General features: G+C 69.1%; 18 protein-coding genes, 1 pseudogene and 4 CRISPR repeat arrays (1 of these 23 cut by a window edge). Of the genes and pseudogenes, 15 read left to right on the forward strand and 4 right to left on the reverse strand.

The genetic code is table 11. From position 1 onward, the window contains the following. The first annotated feature begins 36 nt into the window (after positions 1–36). The 4 genes and pseudogenes from OG953_RS44305 to OG953_RS44320 all read left to right on the forward strand — a co-directional run bounded on the left by OG953_RS44305 (position 37) and on the right by OG953_RS44320 (position 5,735). A complete protein-coding gene (locus tag OG953_RS44305) occupies positions 37–1,284 on the forward strand; it encodes a ParA family protein (protein WP_331736026.1) in 1,248 nt (415 codons plus the stop codon). After that, complete coding sequence (locus tag OG953_RS44310; protein ID WP_331736028.1) at positions 1,281–2,306, forward strand: ParB N-terminal domain-containing protein; 1,026 nt, start codon at positions 1,281–1,283, stop codon at positions 2,304–2,306. The genes OG953_RS44305 and OG953_RS44310 overlap by 4 nt, the downstream gene beginning before the upstream one ends. A 482-nt stretch (positions 2,307–2,788) precedes the next feature. Continuing rightward, a pseudogene (locus tag OG953_RS44315) lies at positions 2,789–3,544 on the forward strand (DUF2637 domain-containing protein); the annotation flags it as partial. A 1,924-nt stretch (positions 3,545–5,468) separates the two neighbouring features. Next, the gene (locus tag OG953_RS44320; RefSeq protein WP_331736038.1) at positions 5,469–5,735 is read left to right on the forward strand and encodes a hypothetical protein; all 267 of its coding nucleotides are present in this window, start codon (positions 5,469–5,471) and stop codon (positions 5,733–5,735) included. Positions 5,736–6,008: 273 nt separating this feature from the next. Here the strand turns inward: OG953_RS44320 and OG953_RS44325 are convergent, their stop codons facing one another. Both OG953_RS44325 and OG953_RS44330 read right to left on the reverse strand, forming a co-directional pair. Further along, positions 6,009–6,368 (reverse strand): bacterial transcriptional activator domain-containing protein, encoded by a 360-nt coding sequence (locus OG953_RS44325; RefSeq protein ID WP_331736178.1) that lies wholly within the window; start codon positions 6,366–6,368, stop codon positions 6,009–6,011. Next, the gene (locus tag OG953_RS44330) at positions 6,272–6,472 is read right to left on the reverse strand and encodes a hypothetical protein (protein WP_331736181.1); all 201 of its coding nucleotides are present in this window, start codon (positions 6,470–6,472) and stop codon (positions 6,272–6,274) included. Before OG953_RS44330 ends, OG953_RS44325 begins: the two co-directional genes overlap by 97 nt. A gap of 119 nt (positions 6,473–6,591) precedes the next feature. Then, positions 6,592–9,069: a CRISPR direct-repeat array (repeat unit 29 nt; unit sequence GGGACCATCCCCGCGGGTGCGGGGAGCAG). 243 nt (positions 9,070–9,312) lie between these two features. Between OG953_RS44330 and cas3 the strand changes: the two genes are divergently transcribed. From cas3 to cas2e, 8 genes are read left to right on the forward strand one after another with little or no spacing between them, the layout of a single operon-like run. After that, positions 9,313–12,249 (forward strand): CRISPR-associated helicase Cas3', encoded by a 2,937-nt coding sequence (gene cas3, locus OG953_RS44335; RefSeq protein WP_331736040.1) that lies wholly within the window; start codon positions 9,313–9,315, stop codon positions 12,247–12,249. Then, on the forward strand, positions 12,242–13,942 hold the full coding sequence (gene casA, locus OG953_RS44340; RefSeq protein ID WP_331736042.1) for a type I-E CRISPR-associated protein Cse1/CasA: 1,701 nt from the start codon (positions 12,242–12,244) through the stop codon (positions 13,940–13,942). The genes cas3 and casA overlap by 8 nt, the downstream gene beginning before the upstream one ends. After that, complete coding sequence (gene casB / locus OG953_RS44345; protein ID WP_331736045.1) at positions 13,939–14,643, forward strand: type I-E CRISPR-associated protein Cse2/CasB; 705 nt, start codon at positions 13,939–13,941, stop codon at positions 14,641–14,643. The genes casA and casB overlap by 4 nt, the downstream gene beginning before the upstream one ends. Further along, positions 14,640–15,845: a type I-E CRISPR-associated protein Cas7/Cse4/CasC gene (gene cas7e, locus OG953_RS44350; RefSeq protein ID WP_331736047.1), complete on the forward strand. Its 1,206-nt coding sequence runs from the start codon at positions 14,640–14,642 to the stop codon at positions 15,843–15,845. Before casB ends, cas7e begins: the two co-directional genes overlap by 4 nt. Then, positions 15,842–16,552: a type I-E CRISPR-associated protein Cas5/CasD gene (gene cas5e, locus OG953_RS44355; protein ID WP_331736049.1), complete on the forward strand. Its 711-nt coding sequence runs from the start codon at positions 15,842–15,844 to the stop codon at positions 16,550–16,552. The genes cas7e and cas5e overlap by 4 nt, the downstream gene beginning before the upstream one ends. Then, the gene (cas6e, locus tag OG953_RS44360) at positions 16,552–17,325 is read left to right on the forward strand and encodes a type I-E CRISPR-associated protein Cas6/Cse3/CasE (RefSeq protein WP_331736051.1); all 774 of its coding nucleotides are present in this window, start codon (positions 16,552–16,554) and stop codon (positions 17,323–17,325) included. Before cas5e ends, cas6e begins: the two co-directional genes overlap by 1 nt. Positions 17,326–17,329: 4 nt before the next feature. Continuing rightward, positions 17,330–18,313 (forward strand): type I-E CRISPR-associated endonuclease Cas1e, encoded by a 984-nt coding sequence (cas1e, locus tag OG953_RS44365; RefSeq protein WP_331736054.1) that lies wholly within the window; start codon positions 17,330–17,332, stop codon positions 18,311–18,313. Next, a complete protein-coding gene (gene cas2e / locus OG953_RS44370) occupies positions 18,310–18,666 on the forward strand; it encodes a type I-E CRISPR-associated endoribonuclease Cas2e (RefSeq protein ID WP_331736057.1) in 357 nt (118 codons plus the stop codon). Before cas1e ends, cas2e begins: the two co-directional genes overlap by 4 nt. A 93-nt stretch (positions 18,667–18,759) precedes the next feature. Beyond that, positions 18,760–19,216: direct repeats of the CRISPR family, unit length 29 nt; unit sequence CTGCTCCCCGCACCCGCGGGGATGGTCCC. Positions 19,217–19,378: 162 nt separating this feature from the next. On the opposite strand, the gene OG953_RS44375 is transcribed toward cas2e, so the two are convergent. Further along, entirely contained in the window at positions 19,379–20,245 is an 867-nt protein-coding gene (locus tag OG953_RS44375) for a putative RNA methyltransferase (protein ID WP_331736061.1), read from the reverse strand. Positions 20,246–20,823: 578 nt separating this feature from the next. On the opposite strand from OG953_RS44375, the gene OG953_RS44380 reads away from it, so the two are divergent. Then, entirely contained in the window at positions 20,824–21,357 is a 534-nt protein-coding gene (locus OG953_RS44380; RefSeq protein WP_331736064.1) for a hypothetical protein, read from the forward strand. 200 nt (positions 21,358–21,557) lie between these two features. Here the strand turns inward: OG953_RS44380 and OG953_RS44385 are convergent, their stop codons facing one another. Further along, positions 21,558–21,875, reverse strand: a complete 318-nt coding sequence (locus tag OG953_RS44385) for a helix-turn-helix transcriptional regulator (protein ID WP_331736066.1) — start codon at positions 21,873–21,875, stop codon at positions 21,558–21,560. Between the two features lie 72 nt (positions 21,876–21,947). Here OG953_RS44385 and OG953_RS44390 point away from each other — a divergent pair, with 72 nt between their 5' ends. Together OG953_RS44390 and OG953_RS44395 are read left to right on the forward strand one after the other, a co-directional pair. After that, positions 21,948–22,940: a hypothetical protein gene (locus OG953_RS44390; RefSeq protein WP_405692662.1), complete on the forward strand. Its 993-nt coding sequence runs from the start codon at positions 21,948–21,950 to the stop codon at positions 22,938–22,940. Continuing rightward, entirely contained in the window at positions 22,927–24,486 is a 1,560-nt protein-coding gene (locus tag OG953_RS44395; protein ID WP_405692665.1) for a hypothetical protein, read from the forward strand. The genes OG953_RS44390 and OG953_RS44395 overlap by 14 nt, the downstream gene beginning before the upstream one ends. A gap of 254 nt (positions 24,487–24,740) precedes the next feature. Further along, a CRISPR array of direct repeats spans positions 24,741–25,990; the repeat unit is 29 nt; unit sequence CTGCTCCCCGCACCCGCGGGGATGGTCCC. 98 nt (positions 25,991–26,088) lie between these two features. Beyond that, positions 26,089–26,764: direct repeats of the CRISPR family, unit length 29 nt; unit sequence CTGCTCCCCGCACCCGCGGGGATGGTCCC (it continues 1,000 nt past the right edge of the window).

Raw genomic sequence — 26,764 nt, forward strand, 5'->3', positions numbered from 1 at the left:
TTCCCTGGATGGGGTGGAGGTAAGTAAGCTCGCCTCATGTTGCCCTCAAATCAACAAGATGACAGGCAGAAGGTTACCTTCAAGCTGCCAGCATCTCTGAAAGCCCACCTCAAGATCCGTGCAGCAGAGCTCCGCATGGATATCCAGGACGCTGTGGCCGACGCGATGACTGAGTGGAAGGACGCCCCTCGGGGGGAAGTCGCCCAAGTCGACACCGCTGGAGCGCCACCATTCGCGACCTGGCTGACCGACGCAATGACTTCGCAGTTCAAGGCAGAGTGCAGCGCCCGGGGGATTCCGTACGTTCAGGGACTTGCCCAGGCTGTGTCTCTTTGGCTCACCACGCACCCCTCCCCCCGCCACCAGCCTCTGGAACGCACCACTCGCCGCTTCGTCGTTTGCAACCAGAAGGGCGGAGTAGGGAAGACCGCGGTCACGGCCGGCCTCGGCGGAGCCTTCGCAGAGGATGCCGAACTCGCCCGCCTCGCCATGCTTCTGACGGATAAAGAACCGGCACCCGAAGCAGGGGCTCTCGACCTGGTCGAGACAGTGGATTCCTACGAGGCCCCGCAGCTCCGAGTTCTGATGGTGGACTACGACCCGCAGGGCCACTTGTCGAAGCAGCTCGGTGTGCCACAGCTCCCCGCGAGCGGCCCCAGCCTCGCGAAGTTCATGTCGCGGCAGACTTCCGGCGACATCCACGACCTGATCGTCCCCGTGGACGACGAGCGCTTCGGCGGTCGACTGGACCTGCTGCCCTCCTGCCAAGACGCCTTCCTGCTGGACGTGATGATCTCGACGGCCCGCAACCGGCAAGCCACGCTTGAGCATGCCCTTGAACCCCTTGAGCCGCTCTACGACGTCATCATCATCGACTGCCCGCCGAGCCTGGGTATGGCGATGGACGCCGCGATCTACTACAGCCGCCAGCGGGACGGCGAGCGCGAGGGAGAATCCGGCATCCTCATCGTGGTGCAGGCAGAGGACTCATCAGCCGACGCCTACAACATGCTCGTCGAGCAGATCGACGACGGCATGACTGACTGGCGCATCACGGCCGCGTACCTGGGCCTCGTGGTCAACCTCTACGACGCCCGGGACGGACACGTCGTCACCAGCTCCCTCAACGAATGGCGCGCCCTTGGAGAGCCCCGCGTCATAGGAGTCATCCCCCGCCGCAAGGAGCAGCGCGAAGCAGCTCGCGCCCGACGGCCGCTTCTGGCCTACGACCCGTCCTGTGTCCAGTCCCGCGTCATGCGCCACATCGTCAAGGAGATCTCTTGAGCCCCGACCGTCGAAAGAGTGCCGCTGAACGCAGCGGCCCCAGCGCAGCCTTCGGCTCCGCCCGAGCACCCCGCAGCACTCGGGGGCAGATCATTGACTCCGTAGTCGGCGCTCCGCCGTCGTCCGTTCCGACCGACCTCGTCGCCGAGAACCCGGCCAACCCCAGGCGCGACTTTGACGAGGCCTACCTGGACAGCCTCGCCCGGAACCTCCGGGAAGTCGGGCAGATCCAGACAGCCACCGTCATGACCCGCCTCGCATTCCTGGTCGCACACCCTGAGCACAAGGACGTCATTCCGGCCGACAGGGAGTACGTCGTCATCGACGGCCACTGTCGGCTGAGAGGAGCGCAGAGGGCTGGCATCGACCTGCGGATCACGGTGGACGACTCTTCGGCTGGCACTCGGGAGGACCTTCTCGCCGCGGCTTTGTCTGCGAACCATTTCCGCAAGGACCTCACACCGATCGAGGAAGCCGAGGCCATCGAAGCCCTGGTGGGGTTTCACGGCAGTGCTGCTGCGGTTGTGACGGTCCTCGGTGGCGCAGTCAATGGCTCCTGGATCTCCACGCGACGAGCCCTCCTCAAGCTGCCGGAACCGATCCAGCAGCGCGTCGCCGAGAAGAAGGTCCCCATTGCTATCGCACGCAAAGCGGGGAGTCTCGGCAGCGCTGAGGAACAGACCGCCTTCGTGGACGCCAAGATGGCAGAACGGAAAGCGGAGCAGTTGCGCAAGCCGAAACCAGTCAGGGGCCGGGCCGCTGCAGCCAAGAAGAAGGAACTTCACAACTCCCCCGCCGGAGCGGGCCCTACTACAACGCTGCTGTCGCCTGAGAGCACTCCGGACGCAGCCTCTCCAGCGGCGCATCAGCACAGCGTGCCAGAACCTCGCGTCGAGCCGTCAACAACGCACGATTCTCAGGTCGACTGGACGAACCCCGAGGCCATCACTGCCGTCATCCTGGAACGTTGCTCACCCGACGTCGTGCAGAGCGTCGCCCAGGGCCTACTCGGCAGCCTCTGAACGCGTCACCGGCTTTTACCGCGTAAAAGTCTGCCTTGCGAGTCACAGCGCCCGGCGGCTTCGGGCTCCCGTTTTTACGCGGTAAAAGTCAGCGGGCGGCCGCTCTCGCTGAGCCCAGCACCACCTCCTTATAACGAGGCAGGCCGCCTGACTCCGGAAGGCTTAGCACGGACAAACGCTCGCCTTGGCTACCCAGGGCAGCCCTGGGCCGTGGCAGTCTCCGGTCGAGGAGCGTGCGCCGGTTTTTACCGCGTAAAAGTCTGCCCTGCAGAGCCAGAGAGACGGGTGACACCCAGCTCCCGAGTTTTACGCGGTCGAACCCAGCGCCCTCGCCGAGGTGCCGGCCACCGCTCGCAGGTTCGTGTGCCAGCCGACCGCACAGGTTCAGCACCACCAAGTGATCACTATTCGCTGACGATCCGCGATGTATGTCGCCGAGCAGGTAGCGCTGGTGACCCATCGTGAGAGTGTGAAGCAAGATGATGCAGATGACGGAGGGGCGAGGCATGACCCAGAACAGGCCACCAGTCCTCCTCACCCGAACGCACCGAATCCTCATCGGCGTGGTGATCACGGGCGCGGTGCTCATCGCCGCGATCGGTTTCGCGGGTTCGTACGCGGCGGTGCGCGAGCTCGCCCTGCAGAAGGGCTTCGGGAACTTCTCGCTGGTCTTCCCGATCGGCATCGACGCCGGCATCTGTGTCCTGCTCGCCCTGGACCTGCTGCTGACCTGGATGCGCATCCCGTTCCCGCTGCTGCGCCAGACGGCCTGGCTGCTGACCGCCGCGACGATCGCCTTCAACGGCGCCGCGGCCTGGCCCGACCCGCTCGGCGTCGGCATGCACGCGGTCATCCCGGTGCTGTTCGTGGTCTCCGTCGAGGCCGCCCGGCACGCCGTGGGCCGAATCGCCGACATCACGGCCGACAAGCACATGGAGGGCGTGCGGCTCACCCGCTGGCTGCTCTCCCCCGTGCCGACGTTCCGGCTGTGGCGGCGGATGAAGCTCTGGGAGCTCCGGTCGTACGAGCAGGTCATCAAGCTCGAACAGGACCGGCTCATCTACCAGGCCCGCCTCCAGGCCCGCTTCGGCCGCAACTGGCGCCGCAAGGCACCCGTCGAGTCCCTGATGCCGCTGCGCCTGGCGAAGTACGGCGTTCCGCTGGCCGAGACCGCCGGGGCCGGCCTCGCCGCCGCAGGCATCGAACCGGCCCTGCTGCCCCCGGCCCCCGCCCTGGCCCAGGCCGCTCAGGTCCCGATGCAGAGGCAGAGCCCTGTCCTTGAGGCCCCTGCCGCGCAGGAGACGGAACTCGCACAGCAGCGTGCCGGAGAACCGCAACCGTCATCCCAGGTGCCTTCGGCAGCCGCTGTACGGCAGTCCGAACCGGCACCGGACGATGTCAGGGCCGGCGGGCGCCTCGCGGACGCCTACCAGACCTGGCTCGCCACCTATGCCTCCGAGCCGACGAGCGAGCAGTTCGCTCTCTGGCTCCAGGACCGATACGGCATCGCCACGGCAGCCGGAGACCCGTTGTCCGACCAGCAACTGGAGCCCCTGCTGCGAGTGCTGAAGCAGCACGGAGCGCCCGTGCCGGAAGACGGGCCCGGCCCCGACGCTCCCCAGGACGCACTCGACGAAGAGACATGGGTCGACTACTTCTACAACGCCTGGCTCACGTACGCGGCGGAACGGGGCTCGCACCCCGATGCCGCGGCCCTTGCCGAGTACGTGTACCAGCGCGACGGCATCATGGGAGCCACCGGGCAGCCCGTTACCGCAGACGAACTGCGGAGCTACGTCGTCCAGTTCCAGGAGCAGGACCAGGACGACGATGGGACTGCGCCTGCTCCGCAACGCCAGGCTCAATACAACGGCGACTACGACCCCGAGGCCGATCCGGCACCGGCGGAAGCGGACCAGACCGGCAAGACGGCCCCCGATCACGAGGGTGAGGAGAGCCCCGACGACGACCCGGAGGAGCGGCTCGGTACGCCACCATGGTTCGCCGCCGACCAGCAGGATCAAAAGCGGCCGACAGATCGGCATGCCGTACACGCGTCCGGTGGTGAGAGCAGCGGCCGCAGCGTCGTCCAGGTGCGAGTCCCGAAGCCCCGTGATGAGGACGAGCCCGACGCCAGGGAGCCGGCCCCGTACGTCCGTGAGAGCAAGGCCGAGCAGGAGGTCGAGCAGCAGGACGGCTCTCACCTGACGGGCCCGGCACGGGTGGAATTCCACTACCGACAGTTGTCACCGGAGGAGCAGAAGCGTTCGGCGAAGGCTCTTGCTCCGGTCCTGGCGGAGCGCTGCGGCTACCAGGAGGGCACGGTGCGGAAGTACCTCGGGCCGATCAAGCGGGCCGCCGGCGTGTGACGTTCCACTGCTGTGGAATGCGGGCGAGCTGCCCGGAGCGCTGCACAGGGGTGGGGGTGGAATCCACGGATTCCACCCCCACCCTCTTCTGCTGTCCCGGCCCCGCGTGCGCATCCGGGACCACTGCTTTGCGGCACTGGGGCAGCGGGCGTGCGGTCGGGGAGCGCTGGGGTGAGGCCCGGCGTCGACTCAGGGGTGGAACGCTGTGACCTGCGATTTTCCAGCGTGGGTCAGCGTTTGGGTCATACTCCGCTTGTGTCTTCCGCGCTGCTGTCGCTGCTCGTCGAGAGGGTGGGCGGTGCTGTCTGCGGGCCCGGCCAACAGTGGGGGACTGGTCGTTCTGTGTGGGAGCGGCCGGGTGGAAAACGGGAACGATGTCGCTGCGGCAGGCGCGGCCGGGGGTGGAAATTTCCACGTTCCTGGTGGCCTTGCGGTCGGCGCGGTGGCTGGGTTGGTGAGCGGGTTTTCCACCCTGCTGCAGGAGCCTTCGGCGGGCGAGGACCTGGGCGGCGGGGGTGGAACGTAGCTGCGTCTCCGGTTGTGCTGTGTGACGGTCTGTCGTTGTGCCGGGCGCTCGTGGCCGGCACTGCGGGCGTGGCGGGCCGCTCAGGGCGGGCGCTGGCAGAGATGGCCGTCCAGCGGGAGGCCGGTCTCCTGGACGGGTGACCGGACCGGTGCTGATCCATTCAGGGGCAGCAGGTGCCGCGTCAGGGTGGCGGGCGGTCTCCTCTTCACAGCGGCCAAACTTTCAGTGGAACTTGAAGTGTGGTGGTGGGTGTGTCACCCTCGCCCCATGAGCAAACCGGATTTTGCAGCACTGCGGAAGCGAGTCGAGAAAGCGGAGAAAGTTGCCGACGGCTACAGGACCGAGCTGTACGAAGCCGCCGTCTTTGAAGCCATGAAATCGACCACGTACGGCCACGTCTCCGCCGTTGCCCGGGAGTCAGGCATCAACGTTCAGCACCTTCGCGACCTCATCAACAAGGCCGACCCCGGATGGCTCGCCAAAGCGTCCGAGGAGCGCCAGGCCGCCAAGTCCAAGCGCAAGGAAACAGCGTGACGTGACATGAGCACAGCCCCGGCCGGACACCCCAACCCCTGCCGAGCACAGCTGTATGCCAGCACGCGCTGACCTGCAATTTTCCAAGTGGGTCAGCATTCGGGTCAGTCTGCTGTCCCTTGCAATGCACTTGCACCGGCCCATACGTCGCAGGCCCTGCACTTCACCGGAGGTGCAGGGCCTGCGACGTCCATCGGGACCCCTACGGCCTCGGGCGCGGGCGCGGTACTCCTTGACCGTCCCCGCGCAGTGGGGATCGGCCGGCCCAGCCTGTTACAGCAGACGGAGGACCTGCTCCGTCTCCTCGTCCATGGAGGAGCCCAGCTCCAGGAGGAGTTCGTCGAGCTGCCGGATCGAGGATTCGAGCGCGGCTTCTTCACCGAGTAGAGACAGCGCCCGGAACTTGTGGCGCCACAGGTACTCCATCTCCCGCGCGACGGTCAGGCCGCGGGTGGCTGCCCAGAGGGCGTTGCGTGCGTCGCCGCGGGCGAGGTACCGGTCCGCGAGGTCGTCGGCCGCGTCCACGATCGCGGAGGTCATCTCCTGGGCCAGGGATTCCGCCCACGCGTACCGGCGGGAGGGGATGCCGGAGAAAGGCCGTCCGTGTACGAGTTCCAGTGCCTGGCGCAGCAGGCCGGGCCGTCGGCGGCTCGGCTGGAGTGGGCCAGCTGCTGGAACCGGTCCCAGTCGTAGTCCACTCCGGCCAGCCGGTAGAGCTTGTCGGGCTGGGTGCTCACGTGGGGGAGGTGCTTGTTGCCCTGGGCGTCGGCGCCCAGCCACCTGCGGACGTCTCCGAGGCGGGTGTTTCGGGTGTCGCGGGTGACGAGTCCGCCGGGTGCGAGGACAGTGCCACACCGGGACCATCCCCGCGGGTGCGGGGAGCAGGCATGGCGTGGTGGACCAGGCACAGCAACGCTGGGACCATCCCCGCGGGTGCGGGGAGCAGATGCCGCTGGTTCTGGGCCGGGCCATCTCTGAGGGACCATCCCCGCGGGTGCGGGGAGCAGAACCTGACCGGCACCGGCTGGTCGGCGCTGGAGGGACCATCTCCGCGGGTGCGGGGAGCAGTCACTGGTCAACGAGGGGACCAGGCGCCCCACGGGACCATCCCCGCGGGTGCGGGGAGCAGACTGCCTCCGGGGTGTCGCTTCAGAAGTCCATGGGACCATCCCCGCGGGTGCGGGGAGCAGTGTGCCCGTGACGAGCAGTTCCTGCGCGGCGAGGGACCATCCCCGCGGGTGCGGGGAGCAGGTCACGTAGATCGTCACGTCGTCGGTGGTGCGGGGACCATCCCCGCGGGTGCGGGGAGCAGTCGACGGTGGCGCCGGTGGTGCGCAGGCGCGCGGGACCATCCCCGCGGGTGCGGGGAGCAGGGCGTCGTTGTTCACGGGGCGCTGCTCCCGTTGGGACCATCCCCGCGGGTGCGGGGAGCAGTCGCGTACAAGGACTGACGGGCCCTGCTGCTCGGGACCATCCCCGCGGGTGCGGGGAGCAGACCACCTTCGGGTTCGACATGGAGGCGACGTAGGGACCATCCCCGCGGGTGCGGGGAGCAGAGGGCTTCACCCCAGGAGCATTCGCAGGCCGGGGGACCATCCCCGCGGGTGCGGGGAGCAGGCACGATCCTTTGACCAGGGGTTATGCGGAGCGGGACCATCCCCGCGGGTGCGGGGAGCAGACGCTGAGGCACCAGCAGTGCGGGACGGCCATGGGACCATCCCCGCGGGTGCGGGGAGCAGCCTGCCCGGGCGGGCCGCTCGGCCCAGGAACGGGGACCATCCCCGCGGGTGCGGGGAGCAGAAGCCGCATACCCGCGGCATCGTTAACGGACGGGGACCATCCCCGCGGGTGCGGGGAGCAGGCCGAGCGGGTCACCCAGACCCGGCGGTGGATGGGACCATCCCCGCGGGTGCGGGGAGCAGAACCTGAGCGGCACCGGGTGGTCGTCGCTGGAGGGACCATCCCCGCGGGTGCGGGGAGCAGATCGTCCAACATGGGGGGCTCCTCTGCGCGCCGGGACCATCCCCGCGGGTGCGGGGAGCAGGTGCTGCTTCCGTCCACGTAGATACGCGCCCCGGGACCATCCCCGCGGGTGCGGGGAGCAGGTGGCTAAATCAGTCCCGGCAGCACCCAACTAGGGACCATCCCCACGGGTGCGGGGAGCAGCACTGGCCCCCAATCTCGGGCCCGTTGCCCGTGGGACCATCCCCGCGGGTGCGGGGAGCAGCCCGGCCCGGAAGGCAGGCAAGTGATGTCGAAGGGACCATCCCCGCGGGTGCGGGGAGCAGACGCCGTCCCGCTTCGAGGGGCGGAAGTCCGTGGGACCATCCCCGCGGGTGCGGGGAGCAGGAATTCTCCGACCGCGGGATGTTCCCCACCGGGGGACCATCCCCGCGGGTGCGGGGAGCAGAAGGCCGGTTCGTATGTCTCCCGGAAGACGTCGGGACCATCCCCGCGGGTGCGGGGAGCAGTACCGGAAGATCCAGCAGTGGGCAACGCGCGCGGGACCATCCCCGCGGGTGCGGGGAGCAGGAGGAAGCCCAGAAGGCCGCCGGCAAGGCGCAGGGACCATCCCCGCGGGTGCGGGGAGCAGGCCGAGGGCGACCCGGAGCGCGGCATCGAGGCGGGACCATCCCCGCGGGTGCGGGGAGCAGCCGCGGATCCGGGCAGCGAGTTAGTGCCTACGGGGACCATCCCCGCGGGTGCGGGGAGCAGAACACCTTGCAGTGCGACCAGTGCGGGGGCTGGGGACCATCCCCGCGGGTGCGGGGAGCAGTTGGCCCGCGCGTCGATCGCGTCCAGATCGGCGGGACCATCCCCGCGGGTGCGGGGAGCAGTCCTCCGGTGCCCCGGACGCCTGCTCCGGATGCCGCGTCCCGGGACCATCCCCGCGGGTGCGGGGAGCAGCTTCCGGGGCCGGGCGCTCTGTTCTGCGGGCGGGGACCATCCCCGCGGGTGCGGGGAGCAGCCGTGGTCGGGGTCGGTTTCGATCAGCAGCCCGGGACCATCCCCGCGGGTGCGGGGAGCAGCTCTGCCGCGTCGGCCACCACGACCACGGGCCGGGACCATCCCCGCGGGTGCGGGGAGCAGAGAGCCGGACGACCAACCCGCTCGCGCGGGCAGGGACCATCCCCGCGGGTGCGGGGAGCAGCAACCAGCTCAGTGTCCTTGAGCTGCAGGCGAGGGACCATCCCCGCGGGTGCGGGGAGCAGCGTAGGGCCCCCTTCCCCTGTTGGGCATGCAGGGGACCATCCCCGCGGGTGCGGGGAGCAGAGGTCGACAGCCCCGATGTACGCGTCATCCACGGGACCATCCCCGCGGGTGCGGGGAGCAGACTGCGTGACCTGCGGCTTTATCGCGGGGGCGCGTAGTTTTCCCACACTTTCACCGATTCCGGCAAAACGTGCATAACGTCCTCGATTTCTTTTCCGCTCAGCTTCAGGCGATGGCAGTGCAAAGCGATCATCCTAGAGCCTGCTCGCCTGCCTTCGCGGGGCTATGCCGGGATCGGAAGATGATTTCTTGAATCTTCGCCATATAGGCATCCTGCAGCACTAATTGCCTGTATTCATCTTTCATGACGGGCGAGAGAGAACCCCGCTCGGGCCTGCGGAGCAGGCTTGACGGGCCGGTTCTGACGGTGTGGGCGAAGCACGACAGGGATTCCGATGGGTGGCTGCCGCTGTGGCGGCACATGGAGGACAGCGCCGCTGTGGCCGGCCTGTTGTGGGACGCGTGGCTGCCCGCGAGCGTACGGAGGTTGATTGCCTCGGCGCTGCCCGGCGGTGAGCAGGACGCGCGGCGGCTAGCCGTGTGGCTGGCGGGGGTGCACGACATCGGGAAGGCGACGCCCGCGTTCGCCTGTCAGGTCGACCAGCTTGCGAACGTTATGCATGCGCAGGGGCTGGAGATGCGCTCGGCGCGAGCCATCGGACCGGATCGCAGGATTGCGCCGCACGGGCTGGCCGGGCAGGCGTTGCTGGGGGAGTGGCTGCAGGAGCGGCACGGTTGGACGGTGAAGCAGACCGGGCAGTTCACGGTCGTCGTGGGAGGGCACCACGGGGTGCCTCCGGAGCACGGGCAGATCGCCGCCCTGCACAAGCACGGGCACCTGCTGCGCACCCCGGGACCGAGCCGAGCCGAGTGGCGGCGTGTGCAGGACGAGCTGCTCGATGCGTGCGCCGACGAGTACGGCGTACGGGACCGGCTGGAGGAGTGGCGGTCGGTGAAACTGCCGCAGCCGGTGCAGGTGCTGCTCACGGCACTGGTGATCGTCGCCGACTGGGTCGCCAGCAACGCCGATCTCTTCCCGTACTTCCCGCAGGACGTCGCCCGCAGCAGCGAGGAGCGGGTGGCCGCGGCCTGGCGCGGGCTGGACCTTCCGGCGCCCTGGTGCCCGGAGGAGCCCGCAGGCGACGCTCAGGAACTCTTCGCGTCCCGCTTCGGGCTGCCAGCAGGCGCGAAGGTCCGGCCGGTACAGGAAGCCGCCGTCGAACTGGCCCGGGCGATGGACGAGCCGGGGCTGATGGTGATCGAGGCACCGATGGGGGAGGGGAAGACCGAGGCCGCTCTCGCGGTCGCCGAGATCTTCGCTGCCCGCTCGGGTGCGGGCGGTGTGTTCTTCGCGCTGCCGACCATGGCCACCGGCAACGCGATGTTCCCCCGCCTCTTGGACTGGCTCAAGCGGCTGCCCGGAGCCGAAGACGCCCGGTACTCCGTCCTGCTCGCCCACTCGAAGGCCGCGTTGAACGAGGACTTCGCCGAGCTGATGCGCGAGAGCGGCCATCGGATTGTCGCTGTCGACGTGGACGCGCCCGAGGAGGCGCGGTGGCGCCCCTCGGACACGACACGGTCCGCTCCCGCCGAGCTCGTCGCGCACGCCTGGCTGCGCGGCCGCAAGAAGGCCATGCTGTCCTCGTTCGTCGCAGGAACCGTCGACCAGTTGCTGTTCGCCGGGCTCAAGAGCCGCCACCTGGCGATGCGTCACCTCGCGGTCGCCGGCAAGGTCGTCGTCATCGACGAGGCGCATGCCTACGACACGTACATGAGCGTCTATCTCGACCGTGTGCTGTCGTGGCTCGGCGCGTACCGGGTGCCTGTGGTGGTGCTGTCCGCAACCCTGCCCGCCGGCAGGCGCCGCGAGCTCGTCGAGGCGTATGCGGGCGGCAAAGCCGCGGCAGCCCGCAGTGCCGCCGAGTTCGAGGCGGTGGGCAAGGCCCGCGCCTATCCGCTACTGACCGCCGTGGAACCTGGCTGGAAGCCGGTCCTGAGAAGTCCCGAGGCCTCCGCCCGGGGCACGGACGTCGTTCTGGAGCGGATCGACGACGACCTGGACGTCCTCGTCGACCGGCTCACCGACGAACTGGACGGCGGCGGCTGCGCGCTGGTCGTACGCAACACAGTGAGGCGGGTGCTGGAGACCGCGCAAGCGCTCAGGGCCAGGTTCGGCGACGAGCACGTGACGGTCGCCCACTCGTGCTTCATCGACGTCGACCGGGCAGCGAAGGACGCAGATCTCCTGAAACGCTTCGGACCACCCGGCAAAGCGAAAGACCGCCCCACAGGGCCGCACATCGTCGTCGCCAGCCAAGTAGCCGAGCAGTCCCTCGACGTCGACTTCGACCTACTCGTCACCGACCTCTGCCCAGTCGACCTGCTGCTCCAGCGCTTGGGCCGTCTCCACCGGCACCAGCGGGGCGACGAGCAGCACGAACGTCCCAAGCGGCTGCGCCGGGCGCGCTGTCTGGTCACCGGTGTCGACTGGAAGGCCGACGTTCCGGCGCCGGTGCGGGGCTCCGTCGCCGTGTACGGGGCGTACGCGCTCCTGCGGTCCGCGGCCGCGCTCCTGCCCCACTTTGAGGAAGGGTCGAGCCGCCCGGTACGGCTGCCCGGGGACATCAGTCCGCTCGTGCAGACGGCTTACGCCGATGGTTCCGCAGGCCCGGAGAGCTGGGCACCGGCGATGGCCGAGGCCTTCGAACGGTACGAGCGGCACCGCGCCGACCAGGCCGAACGGGCGGCCGTGTTCCGGCTGGAGGAGACCGGAAGGGACGGCAGGCCGCTGTTCGGGTGGGTGGCGGCGGGGGTGGGCGACGCGGACGACACCCGGACCGGGCGGGCCCAGGTCCGCGACAGCAGGGAAAGCCTGGAAGTCGTCGTCGTGCAGCAGCGCGCCGACGGATCGCTGACAACGGTGCCATGGCTGGCACAGGACCGCCACGGCAACCGGCTCGCGGGACTGGAACTGCCCCGGGACCAGGTGCCGCCGCCGAGAACGGCACGGGCCGCGGCAAGCTGCGGACTGAGGCTGCCAATCCAGTTCTCGTACGCCGAAGTCATGGACCGCGCGATCGAGGAGCTGGAGGAGCTCTACGTTCCCGCCTGGCAGGTGAAGGACAGTCACTGGCTCTCCGGCCAGCTGATTCTTGCGCTCGACGAGGACTGTCAGACCCGTCTGGCAGGGTTTTCACTCCGCTACAGCGAGAGCGACGGTCTTGAGGTGACCAGTGCCTGAAACAAGCGAAGAGACAGCGGGTGTGCTGTCGTTCGACCTGACCACACAGCCCTGGATTCCGGTGCTGAGGCTGGATGGTACTCAGGACGAGTTGTCGCTGCGGGAGGTGTTCGAGCAGGCCGGCACCCTGCGCCGGCTCGTCGGGGACCTGCCCACCCAGGAATTCGCCCTGGTACGCCTGCTGCTCGCCCTGGCGCATGACGCGCTCGACGGACCGCGAGACGCCGAGCACTGGGCAGATCTGTGGGCGGATGAAAACTGCTTCGCGTCCCTGTCCGCCTATCTCGACGAACACCGCGGCCGGTTCGATCTGCTCGATGCCCATGCACCGTTCTTCCAGGTCGCCGGGCTGCACACGGCGAAGAACGAGGTCTTCCCGCTCAACCGCATCGTGGCCGATGTCCCCAACGGCGAGCCCTTCTTCAGCTCGAGGATGCCCACAGTCGACCGGCTCACGTTCGCCGAGGCCGCCCGCTGGGTCGTCCACACACACGCCTACGACACCTCCGGCATCAAGACCGGCGTCGCGGGCGACGACCGGGTCAAGGGCGGCAAGGTGTATCCGCTCGGAGTCGGCTGGGCCGGCAACCTCGGAGGAGTCTTCGCGGAGGGGCACACACTGCGGGAAACGCTCTTGCTCAACCTCGTGGCTCCTGCCGACACCCCCGGCCTGAGTTCCGACGGCCACGATGACCTTCCTGCCTGGCGGCGCGAGGCGTGCGGGCCGGGCGAAAGTCCGAAGCGTCCACCCACGGGCGTACGTGACCTGTACACGTGGCAGTCGCGGCGCCTGCTCCTGCACGCCGACGCCGACGGCGTACACGGCGTGGTCCTCGGGTACGGCGACCCGCTCCTCGCGCGCAACAAGCACGGCTTCGAACCGATGACCGCCTGGCGGCGCAGTACGGCGCAGGAGAAGAAGCATGGCGAACCCCTGGTCTACATGCCCCGCGAACACGACCCGGCCCGTTCCGCGTGGCGGGGGATCGCCTCTCTGATTGCCGACCGGGCTGAGGCGTCCCAGAGTGCGGAAGCCGCGAACCATCTGCGGCCCAGGGTCCTCGAATGGATCGCGCGTCTGGTGACGGACGGCGAGCTGGAGCCGGGCTTCCTCGTCCGGGCCCGGATCGTCGGCGTCCAGTACGGTACGCAGCAGTCCGTGATCGACGAAGTCGTCGACGACCACATCTCCATCGCGGTGGTCCTGCTTCATCAGCACAACCGCGAGTTCGCCGAACAGGCCGTCGGTGCCGTCACCGACGCCGACGACGCCGTCAAAGCACTCGGCGACCTCGCAACGGACCTCGCCCGCGCCGCCAATACCGAGACCGAAGGACCCGGTGCCGCGGCACGCGATCTCGGTTTCGCCGCGCTCGACGCTCCGTACCGCACGTGGCTGGCTGGCCTGGACGGACAGGGGGATCCGTACGAGCAGCGTGCCGAATGGCAGCGGCGGGTGCACCGGATCGTGTGCAGGCTCGGCGATCAGGTCATCACCGAGGCCGGAGACGCCGCATGGCAAGGCCGGACCATCTCGGTCAAGAACGGGACCGAATGGCTCAACTCCGCTCTCGCGGGCAAGTGGTTCCGATCCCGCTTGGACAGGTGCCTGGGCCACCCGAATCTTCCCGACCAGCCGCCGGGGGCGGGCAGCGCCCCGGTGACCGAGACCGCCACGAAGGTGCACGCATGACTACCGCCACCGCTCCGCCCACCGTCCGCCAGCGTGTCGAACAGCTCGCCGGCGAACGCATCACCGCGCTCCAGCGCGGATACCTGGCTGACGAAGCGAAGGCCGTGGCAGCCCTCGCCAGGCTCCGCAGAGGTGCGGGCCGTGAAGCCGGACAGCTCCCCGACCTGTGGAATCTCGTCGACGTCACACCACTGCACGAACCGCACAACGGCGCCCAGGCGCTGAGCGAAAGGGAACTGGTCTGCGCCGAAGACGCCCTGCACGTGGCCCTCACCTTGTGGGCCCTGCACCAGCAGTCACGCCGCGAAGCCAAGATGCACCAGAGCGGCAGCCGCGGAAAGCCGCGCGGAGTAGGCGCCGCCGTGCGCCGCATGATGAAGCCGGGCGAGATCGACGAACCCCTGCGCAAACGCCTGGTCCGAGCCGGCACAGCTCCGGATCTGACCGCCCTCGCCCAGCGCCTGCGAGACATCGTCCTACTGCTGCGCCGCGACCAGTTCCCACTCGACTACGCGCTGCTCGCCGGACAGCTCTACCGCTGGCAACAGCCCGGCGGTCCGGACGACGTACGCAGGGAATGGGGCCGGTCGTTCCACGCCTGGCACGAAGAGGACCAGAACGCCGGGCGACAGACGCCCGGCGGCACGGCCACGAACACCGACACCGCTGACACGACCCACACCGACAAGGACGCCTCGTGAACCGCTTCTACCTCGACGTGCACGCCCTGCAGACCGTCCCGCCCAGCAACCTGAACCGGGACGACACCGGTGCTCCGAAGACCGCGGTGTACGGCGGAGTGCTGCGGGCCCGTGTCTCCAGCCAGGCGTGGAAGAAGGCCACCCGGGACTACTTCAAGGCCGAGAACCTCCTCGACCCGAGCGAGCTGGGCGTGCGCACCAAGAAGGTCGTCGAGGTCCTGGCCGACCACATCTGCGACGTCGACCCCTCACTGGCGGAGGCCGACGCGCTGAAGCTGGCAGCCGAGGTCATCGTCGCCACGGGCTTGAAGATCGAGGCACCCAAGCGCAAGAGCTCTGCGAAGGAGGGAGCCGGCGAGGACGATGCGGCGGAGGTGGCGCCCCAGTCCAAGTACCTCATGTTCCTCAGCGCCCGCCAGCTCGACGGACTCGCCCATCTCGCCGTCGAGGGCGCCGCCGACATCAAGGCGTTCTTGAAGGACAAGGACAACAAGGCCCGGGCCAAGCAGATCGCAGACACGCGCCACTCCGTGGATATCGCACTGTTCGGCCGTATGGTCGCCGACTCCGCCGACATCAACGTCGATGCCGCTGTCCAGGTCGCCCATGCCATCAGCGTCCACCGCGTCGAGAACGAGTCCGACTACTACACGGCCGTCGACGACCGCAACAACGATGCGGAACCGGGCGCCGGAATGATCGGCACTGTCGACTTCAACTCAGCAACCCTCTACCGCTACGCGGCCCTCGGCGTCCATCAGCTTGCCGCCAACCTCGGCGAGGGACTGCGCGAGGACGAGTCACGCACCACCCCGGTGCGCCGCGCCATCGAAGCCTTCGTCCGCGGCTTCACCGAGTCGCTGCCAACCGGAAAGATCAACACCTTCGGCCACCACACACTGCCTGACGCCGTGATCGTCAAGCTCCGCACCACCCGCCCCATCAGCTTCGTCGCCGCGTTCGAAGAGCCCGTCCGCGGTGACCAGGGCGGCCATGTGGCCGAGGCATCCGCGCGCCTGGCGGAGTACATCCCCGACATCGAGCGGGCGTACGGGGACGAGGACTCCACACTCACGTGGGTGCTCCGTGTCGGCCCGAACACACAGAAGCTCGCCGGCATCGGAACCGAATCGGCGAACATCACCGAGCTCGTCACCTCGATCGGCCAGGCCGTCGCCGAGCGCCTGGAGAAGCCCGCATGAGCGTGCTCACCCTGCGGCTGGCAGGCCCCTTGCAATCCTGGGGGGCCTCCGCCCGTTTCACCCGCCGCACCACCGAGTCCGCGCCGACCAAGAGCGGCGTGATCGGCATGCTCGCCGCAGCCTCCGGCACCGAACGCGGCGACGACGAGGCACTGGTGAGCCTGGGCGCACTCCGGTTCGGCGTACGCATCGACCAGCCGGGCACCCGCGTACGGGACTTCCAGACCGCACACCACAGCGTCACCGGTACCTCCATGCCACTGTCCGAGCGCTTCTACCTCGCCGACGCAGTCTTCGTCGCGGCCCTTGAGGGCGACGGCGCACTCCTCGCCGCTCTGCACGCCGCCCTGCGCAAACCGGTGTACCCGCCGTTCCTGGGCCGCCGCTCCTGCCCACCGGCCCACCCGGTGGAACTCGGGCTCTATGACGGAATCTCACTCGACCAGGCACTGACGGACGAGCCATGGCAAGCGGCCTCCTGGTACCGCCGACAACACCGCCGCGAGGCCACGGTGACCCTCGTCGTCCTGCGCGAGGCCGACGAGGACGATCACGACGCGGACTTCCAGCGCGACCAGCCTCTCAGCTTCGCCGCCGAACACCGCCGACACGCCCTGCGCACCGTGGTCAACAGGACGGTGGACATCCCCAACCCAGCTGCCGCACCCCGGCATGATCCGTTCGAGGCCCTGAAGGAAAGCGCCTGATGTTCCTGACCCGCTTCCGTCTCAACACCGCACGCCCCGGCGCCCGCCGCCTGCTCTCCTCCCCTCAGGTACTCCACGCGGCAGTCATGGCGTCGTTTCCTGGTCTGCTCCCCACGGACTCGGGCAGCCCCGAGGGACCACGGGTGCTGTGGCGCCTGGACCAGAACGCGCGGGCCGAGGTGCTGCTGTACATCGTCAGCCCCGCCCGGCCCGACCTGACCCACTTCGTCGAGCAGGCCGGATGGCCCGCGGCGGCCGCTGACCCGGAAACCCCGGGCTGGCAGACCAGGTCGTACGCCCCGTTCCTCGACCGTCTGGCCGCGGGGGAGAAATGGGCGTTCCGGCTGACCGCCAACCCCGTCCATTACATCCGCCGCAAGCCGGACGAGCCGACGAAGCGCACCGCCCATCTGAATCCCGTACATCAGATGGCCTGGCTTCTCGACCGCCAGGAGCGCGGAGGCTTCCGCATCCTCGAGAAGCCGGACAACAAACGCCTGCTGCCCGAAGGAACGACGTTTAAGAAGCACCAGCACCCCGGAGACCGGTACGAACTGACCGTCCGTGACAAGCGCGGCCTGTCCTTCGACAAGTCCCGCAGCGACGACGGCACCCGCAGGAAGCCCGTCACCATCGTGACAGTCACCTTCGACGGCCGCCTCGAAGTAACCGACCCCGCCGCGCTGCGCCACACCCTCACACAGGGAATCGGCAAGGCGAAGGCATACGGCTGCGGCCTCCTCACCCTGGCACCCCTCACCGGCACGGGGTGAAACGGTGACAACAGTCTCCCAACGCACCGCCCTCACCCCGCGCCACCTCACCCGCACCGGTGAACGGCTGTCCTTCATCTACCTGGAACGCTGCACGGTGCACCGAGACGCCAACGCCATCACCGCCGAGGACGCCGACGGCACCACCCACATTCCGTCGGCGACCATCGGCACCCTGCTCCTGGGCCCCGGCACCCGCATCACGCACCAGGCGATGAGCGTCCTCGGCGAGACCGGCGCCGCCGTCGCCTGGGTGGGCGAGCAAGGCGTGCGCTACTACGCAGGCGGGCGCGCCCTGACCCGCTCCTCCGCGCTCGCCGAGGCCCAGGCGGTCCAGTGGGCGAACGTCCGCAGCCGTCTGGCCGTCGCCCGAGCCATGTACCGGCTGCGCTTCCCCGACGAGGACCCGGCCGGACTCACCCGTCAGGGACTCCTCGGCCGCGAAGGCCGCCGTGTCAAGGACTGCTACCGCGCCCAGGCGGCCCGCACCGGCATCCCATGGCGCGGCCGCAAGTACACCCCGGGTGACTTTGCAGCCGGCGACCCGGTCAACCAGGCCATCACCGCCGCCGCCCAGTGCATGTATGGCATCGCCCATGCTGTCGTGGCATCCCTCGGCTGCAGCCCGGCACTGGGCTTCGTCCACTCCGGCCACGAACTGTCCTTCGTCCTCGACATCGCCGACCTCTACAAGACCGAAATCGGCATCCCCCTGGCCTTCGACGTCGCCGCGGAGGACGAAGAAGACGTAGCCTCCCGCACCCGCAGAGCCCTGCGCGACCGCATCAACGAAACGTCCCTGCTAGACCGCTGCGTGGACGACATCAAGCGCCTCCTGCTACAGGACGATGCAGGCTCCGCGGTCTCCGGCGACCAGGATGTCGTCACGCTCCAGAGCGACGGCGGCCGTAAGGTTCCAGCGGGCCGCAACTATGGGGAGAGGGACGGGGACACGGACAGCGGCGAGGACGAGGCGATGCTCTGGTGACCGTGATCGTCCTCACCAACTGCCCTGCCGGCCTGAGAGGCTTCCTCACTCGCTGGCTGCTAGAGATCTCCGCAGGCGTCTTCATCGGCAACCCGTCGGCGAGAATCCGCGACGTGCTGTGGGACGAGGTACAGCAGTACGCGGGCCAGGGCCGGGCCTTGCTCGCCCATACGACGAACAACGAGCAGGGCTTCACCTTCCGGACCCACGACCACAGCTGGCACCCGATTGACCACGAGGGACTGACGCTGATCAGTCGCCCGAAGGCTGCAGGGGCGCCAAGGGGCGGTGGCGGTGGCCCGAAGACGGGCTGGAGCAAGGCCTCCAAGCGGCGCCGCTTCGGAAGGACATGAACGCCGGGAATGGGCAGTTTGGTTGACTTGTCGGAATCTATGAAAGTGCTTCAGAATGGCTCGCACCTGCGCTAAAACCGCAGGTCGCGAAGTCTGCTCCCCGCACCCGCGGGGATGGTCCCTTGTTCACGCTCGGCCCGCTCCCGCTGTTCACCTGCTCCCCGCACCCGCGGGGATGGTCCCGGCCTGGCCGCCGTGACGGCGCTGGTGGAGGCCTGCTCCCCGCACCCGCGGGGATGGTCCCAGGCCGCCTCCGAACAGCCACAGGTCGACCATCTGCTCCCCGCACCCGCGGGGATGGTCCTCAGCCACCCCGCATTGGGGTGTTGCCGGTGACCTGCTCCCCGCACCCGCGGGGATGGTCCCGCGTCGGCCTCAAGGTCGATGGCCAGGAGGCACTGCTCCCCGCACCCGCGGGGATGGTCCCGCCACCGCCTTGACCGGCGCGACCTTCGCGGACTGCTCCCCGCACCCGCGGGGATGGTCCCAAGACCGCGCCGAACACGATCACCCAGCTCAGCCTGCTCCCCGCACCCGCGGGGATGGTCCCGCAACTCGTTGCAGGGGTGTTCACGAGTAGTTCTGAGCAGCTACGTCCGAGCCCTTCGGAGATCGCTTCCCAGATTGCTGGAGATCGTTTCCCAGAGGGCTGCGGAGCCGTCGGCAGGAGGTTTCGGATACTCCTGGTGCTCTTTCCTGCCGACGGCATCGTTCATCGTGGTCGGTAGACCGACACGATGAAGGAGGCGGTTACTTGCAGGAGGGCGTCGAGGCGAGCGATGCGTTGTTGTAGTTCGTCAGGGTTGATGTGGCGGGCGGTGGGCCCCATGGACACGATGTCGTGCGTCTCCTGAGTGGTCAGCGTGATGGGGTACTCCAGCAGTTCGGTGTGTTCTGGTCGGAAGTGGGCGTTCAGCGTGCGGTGCAGACGTTCTTCTTTGGCTGCGTCGACCGACAACAGGCCGAGCGGGTGGCGTAGTTCGGAGAGGTGCCGGGATGTGGGGGTGACGACCAGGAGTGCTCCGCCAGGTCGCAGGACGCGACGGAATTCGGGGCCGTTGCGGGGAGCGAAGACGTTCAGCAGGACGTCGACGGATCCGGTCCGGGCGGGGAAGGGCTGCCAGAGGTCCCACACTGCGGCGCCCGCGCGGATGTGAGCTCGTGCTGCGCGTCGGAGGGCGAATTTGGAGGCGTCCAGTCCCAGGCCGACCGCTCCGGGGAGTGTGTCCAGGACGGTGGCGAGGTAGTAGCCGGTGCCGGCTCCGGCGTCCAGGACAGTGCCGCCGGGCCTGCACCACCGGACAGCGAGGTCGGCCAGGGCGCATGCCAGTGGTGCGTAATGGCCGGCATGAAGGAACGTGGCACGGGCCTGGACCATGGCTGCCGTGTCGGCGCTCGCGGCGCGCATGTTCCCGGCCAGGAGACTGACGTATCCGTGGCGGGCGATGTCGAAGGCGTGCTGATGCGGGCATCGCAGGGTGCGTCCGGAGGGTTCGAGGCGGTCGCGGCACACTGGGCAGAGCAGGACGTCGAGAAGTTTGCACCGTGGGTCGCGGTGCTGGGCAGCCGTTTTTGGCATGGTTGTTCCTCGGCAGCGGGTCGGCTGCGGGTTCGGCGGTGGACGATCGGAGTCGTCGGCGTCCGTGGGTCGACTGCGACGGCATCAGGCCGTGCCGGGGAACGATGTGTTCATTCCCGGGCTCCCGCCGCCACGTCGAATGCCCGCTCATGCGGGGGATGTGGTGGAGCGGTTTGGGCGAACAGTGCAGTCGACAGCGGGTACGCCAAGGACAGCGGCGCCGTGGGACCGCTTATCGGGTCCGGCGGTCACGCCGCTGTGCCTACCGCCGCTTTAGAGGAACGAGTGCGGACTGCTGGTGAATGCCATGCCACGAGGCTACAGGGGTCCTCAGCGGGGCCGCGAAGAGCCCGTTTCCTGATGGGAGATGGGCTTCAGTAGCGCTTTGCGTTCGCGGCTACGACACGAACACGAAGTTGTCCGTATGTCGTGAGAGGTGAGCGCAAGGCGGGCGTGAGTTGTCGGTTGGGGGCATTGGCGGTCACCTTCTGCGATCTTGCTGTGGTCCCCCCTACCTTTGCCTGGAGCTTCAGGAGTCATGAAGCCAGTTGTTGGCTGCGGGGATTGGCAGGGACGAGATGACGTCGCTGTTTCAGCGTCTGGACGAGGAAGAAGCAGTCGTGCGCGGGGAGTTGTCCGCGTTGCGGGAGAAGATCACAGCAGCGGAGGAGCGGCTGGCACGGCTGACCATCACGCGGGAGACGGCGTCATCGCTTCTGGCCGGCGGCATCGCTGGGGATGCGGGAGACGAGGCGGAAAAGCCCGTGTGGGTGCCGACTCCTGGAACCTCGCCCCGTGACTCGGCCTCTTCCTCCGCTTCGGGTGATGGTGCGGGCTCGGACGCGTCTGCTCCGCCTGCGGATCCCGTGGGCTGGGAGGTGGCGCGCGAGCGGATGCTGGTGCTGCTGGCGGGTGCTGGGCGGGCCATGAAGGTGCAGGACATCTGCGCGGCGATCGGCGAGGACATCACGAACGCGCGGCGGGTGGAGACGACCCGTTCCCGGCTGAAGCGGCTGGCGAAGGAGGGCCGAGTGGCCGAAGGGCCGACAGCGTATTTCGCGATCGTGCCCACCGACAGCGGACACCGCCAGGAAGGAGTCGGCATGAGGTGAGAAATCGGCCGCCAGTTGGCGGCCGAGGAGGGTGGCACCGCCGAGGGTTCAGCTCGGCGGTGCCGGATGTGCGTGAGCGCCCATGTGAACGGTGGCTCCCGCGTTTTCGAGCGTAGTAGATGCTTTTCTCGCTCGAAGCGCGGAGTCACGAAGTCGTCATGCCCGGTCGCCGTTGTGCGGTTCCGGGTGCGAATCGAGGCTCAATGCGTCCCAGTTCGATCGGTAGTGACATTTCGCGGCCACAGCGGCCCTCCGGTGAACGCGGTCAGGCGGGCGACGGTGGCCACGTCGGGCCAAGACCGGCCGGCGAGCAGATCCGCGATGGCCTGCCGGTTGACTCCGGAGCCGGTCGCCGTCGCCCGCAGGCTCAGTCCCTGATCGGCCAGCGCCCGGGTGAGGGCTCGGGCGATCTGGCGGACCGCCTCGGCTCCGGGCTCGGGGCTGGGCTGTTCGGGCCAGGCTTCCGGATTGTCGGTCAGTTCCCGAGGGGAGCGTGCGCGGGCGTGTCCGCCGACCATGCGCACACCACCTTGTCTGTTGAAGTTGATCAGCTGTGGAATGGCTGCTTGTCCAGCCGGTATGCATGGACCGTGGTTCTTGATCCCGTGACATCCGCGAAGATCACCAGGTATCGGCCGCGGGCCGCGCCGCCGCTCTGGGAGGAGGTTGCGCCGCTGGTCAGATCGGTGGTCACCGCGGCCGTGATGGCGGTCCCCTATGACGTGGAGAGGCTGCTGCACGTCATAGGCCGGCTGGCGTTGTGGGCCGAGGCAGCGGGGACCGAGCGGTCTGCGGACGCGTGGTTGCGCAACGAGGTGATCGACGCGTTCGTTCTCTCGCGCGCCGGGGACATCGAAGCGTCGTCCGTGCGGACGTACCGGACATGGCTGCTGCGGGTGCGCGATGCCCTGGCCTGGAGCGAGCGCGGCGAGGCTGCCCCGGCGCGGATGCATGCCGAGGTCAGTCCGCACCAGCCCTACTCCGCAGCCGAGTTGGCGGGCTTGCGGCACTGGGCCACTCATCTGCCCGGGCAGCAGAGGACCGATGCGCTCGCCCTGCTGAGCCTGGGTGCCGGGCTGGGGCTGACACCGAAGGAGGTCGCGGCCAGTCGTGGTCTCGATCTGCGACGTCCGAGCCGGGACGGGCCGCTGATGCACCAGGGCGTCGAGCGGCTGGTCCCGCTTGTTACCCGGGCCGCTTGGGACACGGTTCTGGGTGAGCTGGCGGAAAGAGCGGGTGGCGGCTACTTGTTCCGGCCCCGGCGGACTGTCGAGTACGCGAAGAACCTGATCGGCTCCTGGTCCCTGATCCATCAGCCGCCGCGGGATCTGCCCGTGGTGTCGGTGGGCCGGCTGCGGGCGACGTGGATCGTCGAGCTGATGCGCGCACATATCGATCACCACCTCATCGCCCAGGCGGCCGGACTCGCTTCCGCCGCGTCCCTGGCCCGCTGGCAGCACCTGGTGCCGCCCGTGGACGACGTCACAGCGGCCCGGCTCCACCGTGCTGGTGGGGTTGTTGCTGGCGTTGCATTACCACCAGAGCGCCAGCCTCGCGGATGTCTGCCGGGTGTTGCTCGATGAGATCCGGGCCCCTGCGCGGTCCTGGCTCGGTGTCCCGAAGGGCAGTTGTGGCGACGAGCACGCCAGGATCGCGTTCTCCCGCCGTGTCTACCGTTCCTTCGACCGGCTGACCACAGTCCTCGACCCGCACCGCTGCGACCGGCGCCGTCGGCTGCCCGCGGATGAGGCCAGAGACGTGGCAGCCGCCTGGGAGGACACGGACGCCGAGCGCAAACGCCGCCGGGACCTGCTGCAGGAGGTCAGCGACCGTCTGGTGCTGATCACCGTCCGCCTCGCACATCGCCGGGGCCTGTTCAAGGGCTGGCGGGGCGACATCGCCGCCGACACCACTCCGATTCCCGCCTGGCACCAGCCGGCCCGCGAACGACGGGGCCTGGCCTCCGTCGAGCTCACCGCTGGCTGGCACTACTGCGGAGGCTCCGAGGAAGGAATCTTCGGACACTCCGCCAGCCTCCTGGTCGCTGCCAGCCGACGTCACCCCGGCGGCCATCGGCAGGCTGGTGAGCGTGTCAGCCGTCATCCGCAGCTCGCGCTCGGCCTCGTCCTGGACACCCCGGGCAAACGTATCGGCCCGAACGCGGTCCACTCCCTCACCCAGCTTGCCCCGTTCGGCTTCCCGACTGGGCTGCTGGCGGCTGACCGCGCCTACACCGACCAGATCACCGAGCACTTCGCCCAGCCGGTCCGTACCATGGGCTACCAGCTGGTTCTCGACTACAAGCAGCAACACCGGGGCGTCCAGGGCACCCACCAAGGCGCCCTCCTCGTCGACGGATCGCTCGCCTGCCCCGCCATGCCGGACGCGCTGGCCCACGCGACCACTGGACTCGACGACAAAGCCGTACGCGGCATCGACGACAGCCGCGAGCTCCGCGATCTGATCACCGCCCGCGAGCCGTACTTCCTCAGGCTCAAGGAGTCCGCGGACGAGCGGGGCGCGGTCAGGCTCCAGTGCCCGGCCAGCGGGCCTTCTCCCGCTGTGTCGTGTCCCCGCTTCAACCAGGTCCACCGCGTCCCGGCACCACGGCCGGCCGTGGTGGACCTCACCGACAAGCGGGCCACCGCCGCACACAGCGCGGCCAAACCCAACGTCCCAATCCCCCAAGGCGAACGACTGCGGCCCCTGCCCAAGAGCGAGCTTCCGCGGATCTGCCAGAAGCCCACGATCACCGTCCGGCCCGGCGACCTCGGCAAGCTCGACAAGTTCCGCCAGGACCGGCACTACCTCCACCCCACCTGGCAGGACGTCTACCGGCCCGAGCGGGCGAACATCGAAGGTCTCAACGGTAGGGCCAAGAGCCACGGCATCGACATCTCCGACCCCACGAAGCGGCTCGCTCACGGACGAGTCGCACAGACCATCCTGCTCGCGCTGATGATCTGCAGCATCAACCTGCACATCCTCTTCAGCTGGCAACAGACCACCGGCGCCCAAGCAACCGACGCCCTTCATGAAGTCGCCACGCTCATCGGACCTGCGGCACGGCCGCCCGACGCCACCGGGCTCTCCCCGCCCATGGAGCCCGGGATCCGCGAGACCACCTGAGACCCAGCACCACAGGGCCGGATCACGCACGCCCGCCCACAGCCCCAGAGCCCCCTCAAACACCCGAACCACCCGAGACTTCAGGCAGACGACCACCAGACAACCGCCTCTGGCACCGGCCTCATTCGGACACCACCTCGAACAGACCCCTCAAACGCCGAGAACCCGCCCGATCAATCAGATCGGACGGGAACTCGTCAACCATTCCCGAGCTAACTCAAGAACAGTCGTTGCAGGAGGCCGAGGGATTCTCGCTGCTCCCCGCACCCGCGGGGATGGTCCCTGGACGCCGACGCGTACCAGTTCAACACCCCCCTGCTCCCCGCACCCGCGGGGATGGTCCCGTAGTAGATCGGTGCCAGCACCGCCCCCCAGACTGCTCCCCGCACCCGCGGGGATGGTCCCCCTCCACCACAGCACCCGGCGAGCCCAGCGGGCTGCTCCCCGCACCCGCGGGGATGGTCCCCTGGCCCGTCCGGTCATGCGGGCGACTGCTACCTGCTCCCCGCACCCGCGGGGATGGTCCCGCCCACCCCTCCGCCGCCTCGTCGAGGGGGTGCTGCTCCCCGCACCCGCGGGGATGGTCCCTCGGCCGGGAGGAGAGGGCGTTTGGGGGCGACCTGCTCCCCGCACCCGCGGGGATGGTCCCCCGCAGTACTGGCGCCCCGATGAGGAGGAGGCCTGCTCCCCGCACCCGCGGGGATGGTCCCACGCTGCGGCACTTCCCCCGGAACAAGTTCGGCTGCTCCCCGCACCCGCGGGGATGGTCCCGGCACCGGCGGTGATGCCCCACGTACCGGCGGCTGCTCCCCGCACCCGCGGGGATGGTCCCTCCACCCCGCGCGCAGCACGACCGGCCGCAGCCTGCTCCCCGCACCCGCGGGGATGGTCCCTGACCATGGCCGCTCCTGTAGAGAAGAAGGTCCTGCTCCCCGCACCCGCGGGGATGGTCCCACGATCAAGCGGCGCACGAAGGTCATTGGGCTCTGCTCCCCGCACCCGCGGGGATGGTCCCGACCAGGCATCCCCGTCACAATCCCGGTACCGCTGCTCCCCGCACCCGCGGGGATGGTCCCTCTCCGGCGGCGGCCGGCTACGGGAAGTTCAACTGCTCCCCGCACCCGCGGGGATGGTCCCCTCCTACGGGGTGCTCGGTGGGGTGGATCCGGCTGCTCCCCGCACCCGCGGGGATGGTCCCATGGGCGGGCACTTCGTGGACGACGACGAGCTCTGCTCCCCGCACCCGCGGGGATGGTCCCTCCGGTGACCTGCGCCCCATGGTCGAGTTCCGCTGCTCCCCGCACCCGCGGGGATGGTCCCGTACGGCCAGGTGCGTCGGGTCGGTGGCACAGCTGCTCCCCGCACCCGCGGGGATGGTCCCTTCGTTTCAGCGCCCAGGGAACAGCGGTAGCTCTGCTCCCCGCACCCGCGGGGATGGTCCCGAGCGCGACGTCCTCCTGAAGCGGGCCGCCGGCTGCTCCCCGCACCCGCGGGGATGGTCCCCTGTTGAGCAACCCGTTGGACAACCGGCTGAGCTGCTCCCCGCACCCGCGCCCGCGGGGATGGTCCCGTGGAGTCGGCGGTGGTGGCCTTGGTCAGCTGCTGCTCCCCGCACCCGCGGGGATGGTCCCCCGCGAGGCGAAGCGCATTGTCACTGAGGTCACTGCTCCCCGCACCCGCGGGGATGGTCCCGCCGTGAGCTGTTCGAGCACCTGCGGCAGGCGCTGCTCCCCGCACCCGCGGGGATGGTCCCCGCACGCGGGATGCTCTCCCGTGCGAAGGCGGCTGCTCCCCGCACCCGCGGGGATGGTCCCGCGGACCGGGAGTACTTCAATCTGCAGGAGATCTGCTCCCCGCACCCGCGGGGATGGTCCCTCGCGGAAGCTGCCACCGACCTTCCCGGTGTCCTGCTCCCCGCACCCGCGGGGATGGTCCCCGCAGTTTGAAGTCGTCGACGGGGATCCCCCACTGCTCCCCGCACCCGCGGGGATGGTCCCTTCGGCTACGACGTGGTTCTTCTCGACGAGGCCTGCTCCCCGCACCCGCGGGGATGGTCCCCGGGCGACGCTCCTCGCAGCACTACGGGGTGACTGCTCCCCGCACCCGCGGGGATGGTCCCCCTCCCTGACCAGCACTCTTCCCGGACCTCTTCTGCTCCCCGCACCCGCGGGGATGGTCCCACCACGCCGGACTCGCCGGACGTGCTGAGCGCCTGCTCCCCGCACCCGCGGGGATGGTCCCCGGTCCGACACCACCGTCAACCACTGATCGGACTGCT

The sequence above is a fragment of the Streptomyces sp. NBC_00057 genome (assembly GCF_045041165.1).
Classification (GTDB): Bacteria; Actinomycetota; Actinomycetes; order Streptomycetales; family Streptomycetaceae; genus Streptomyces.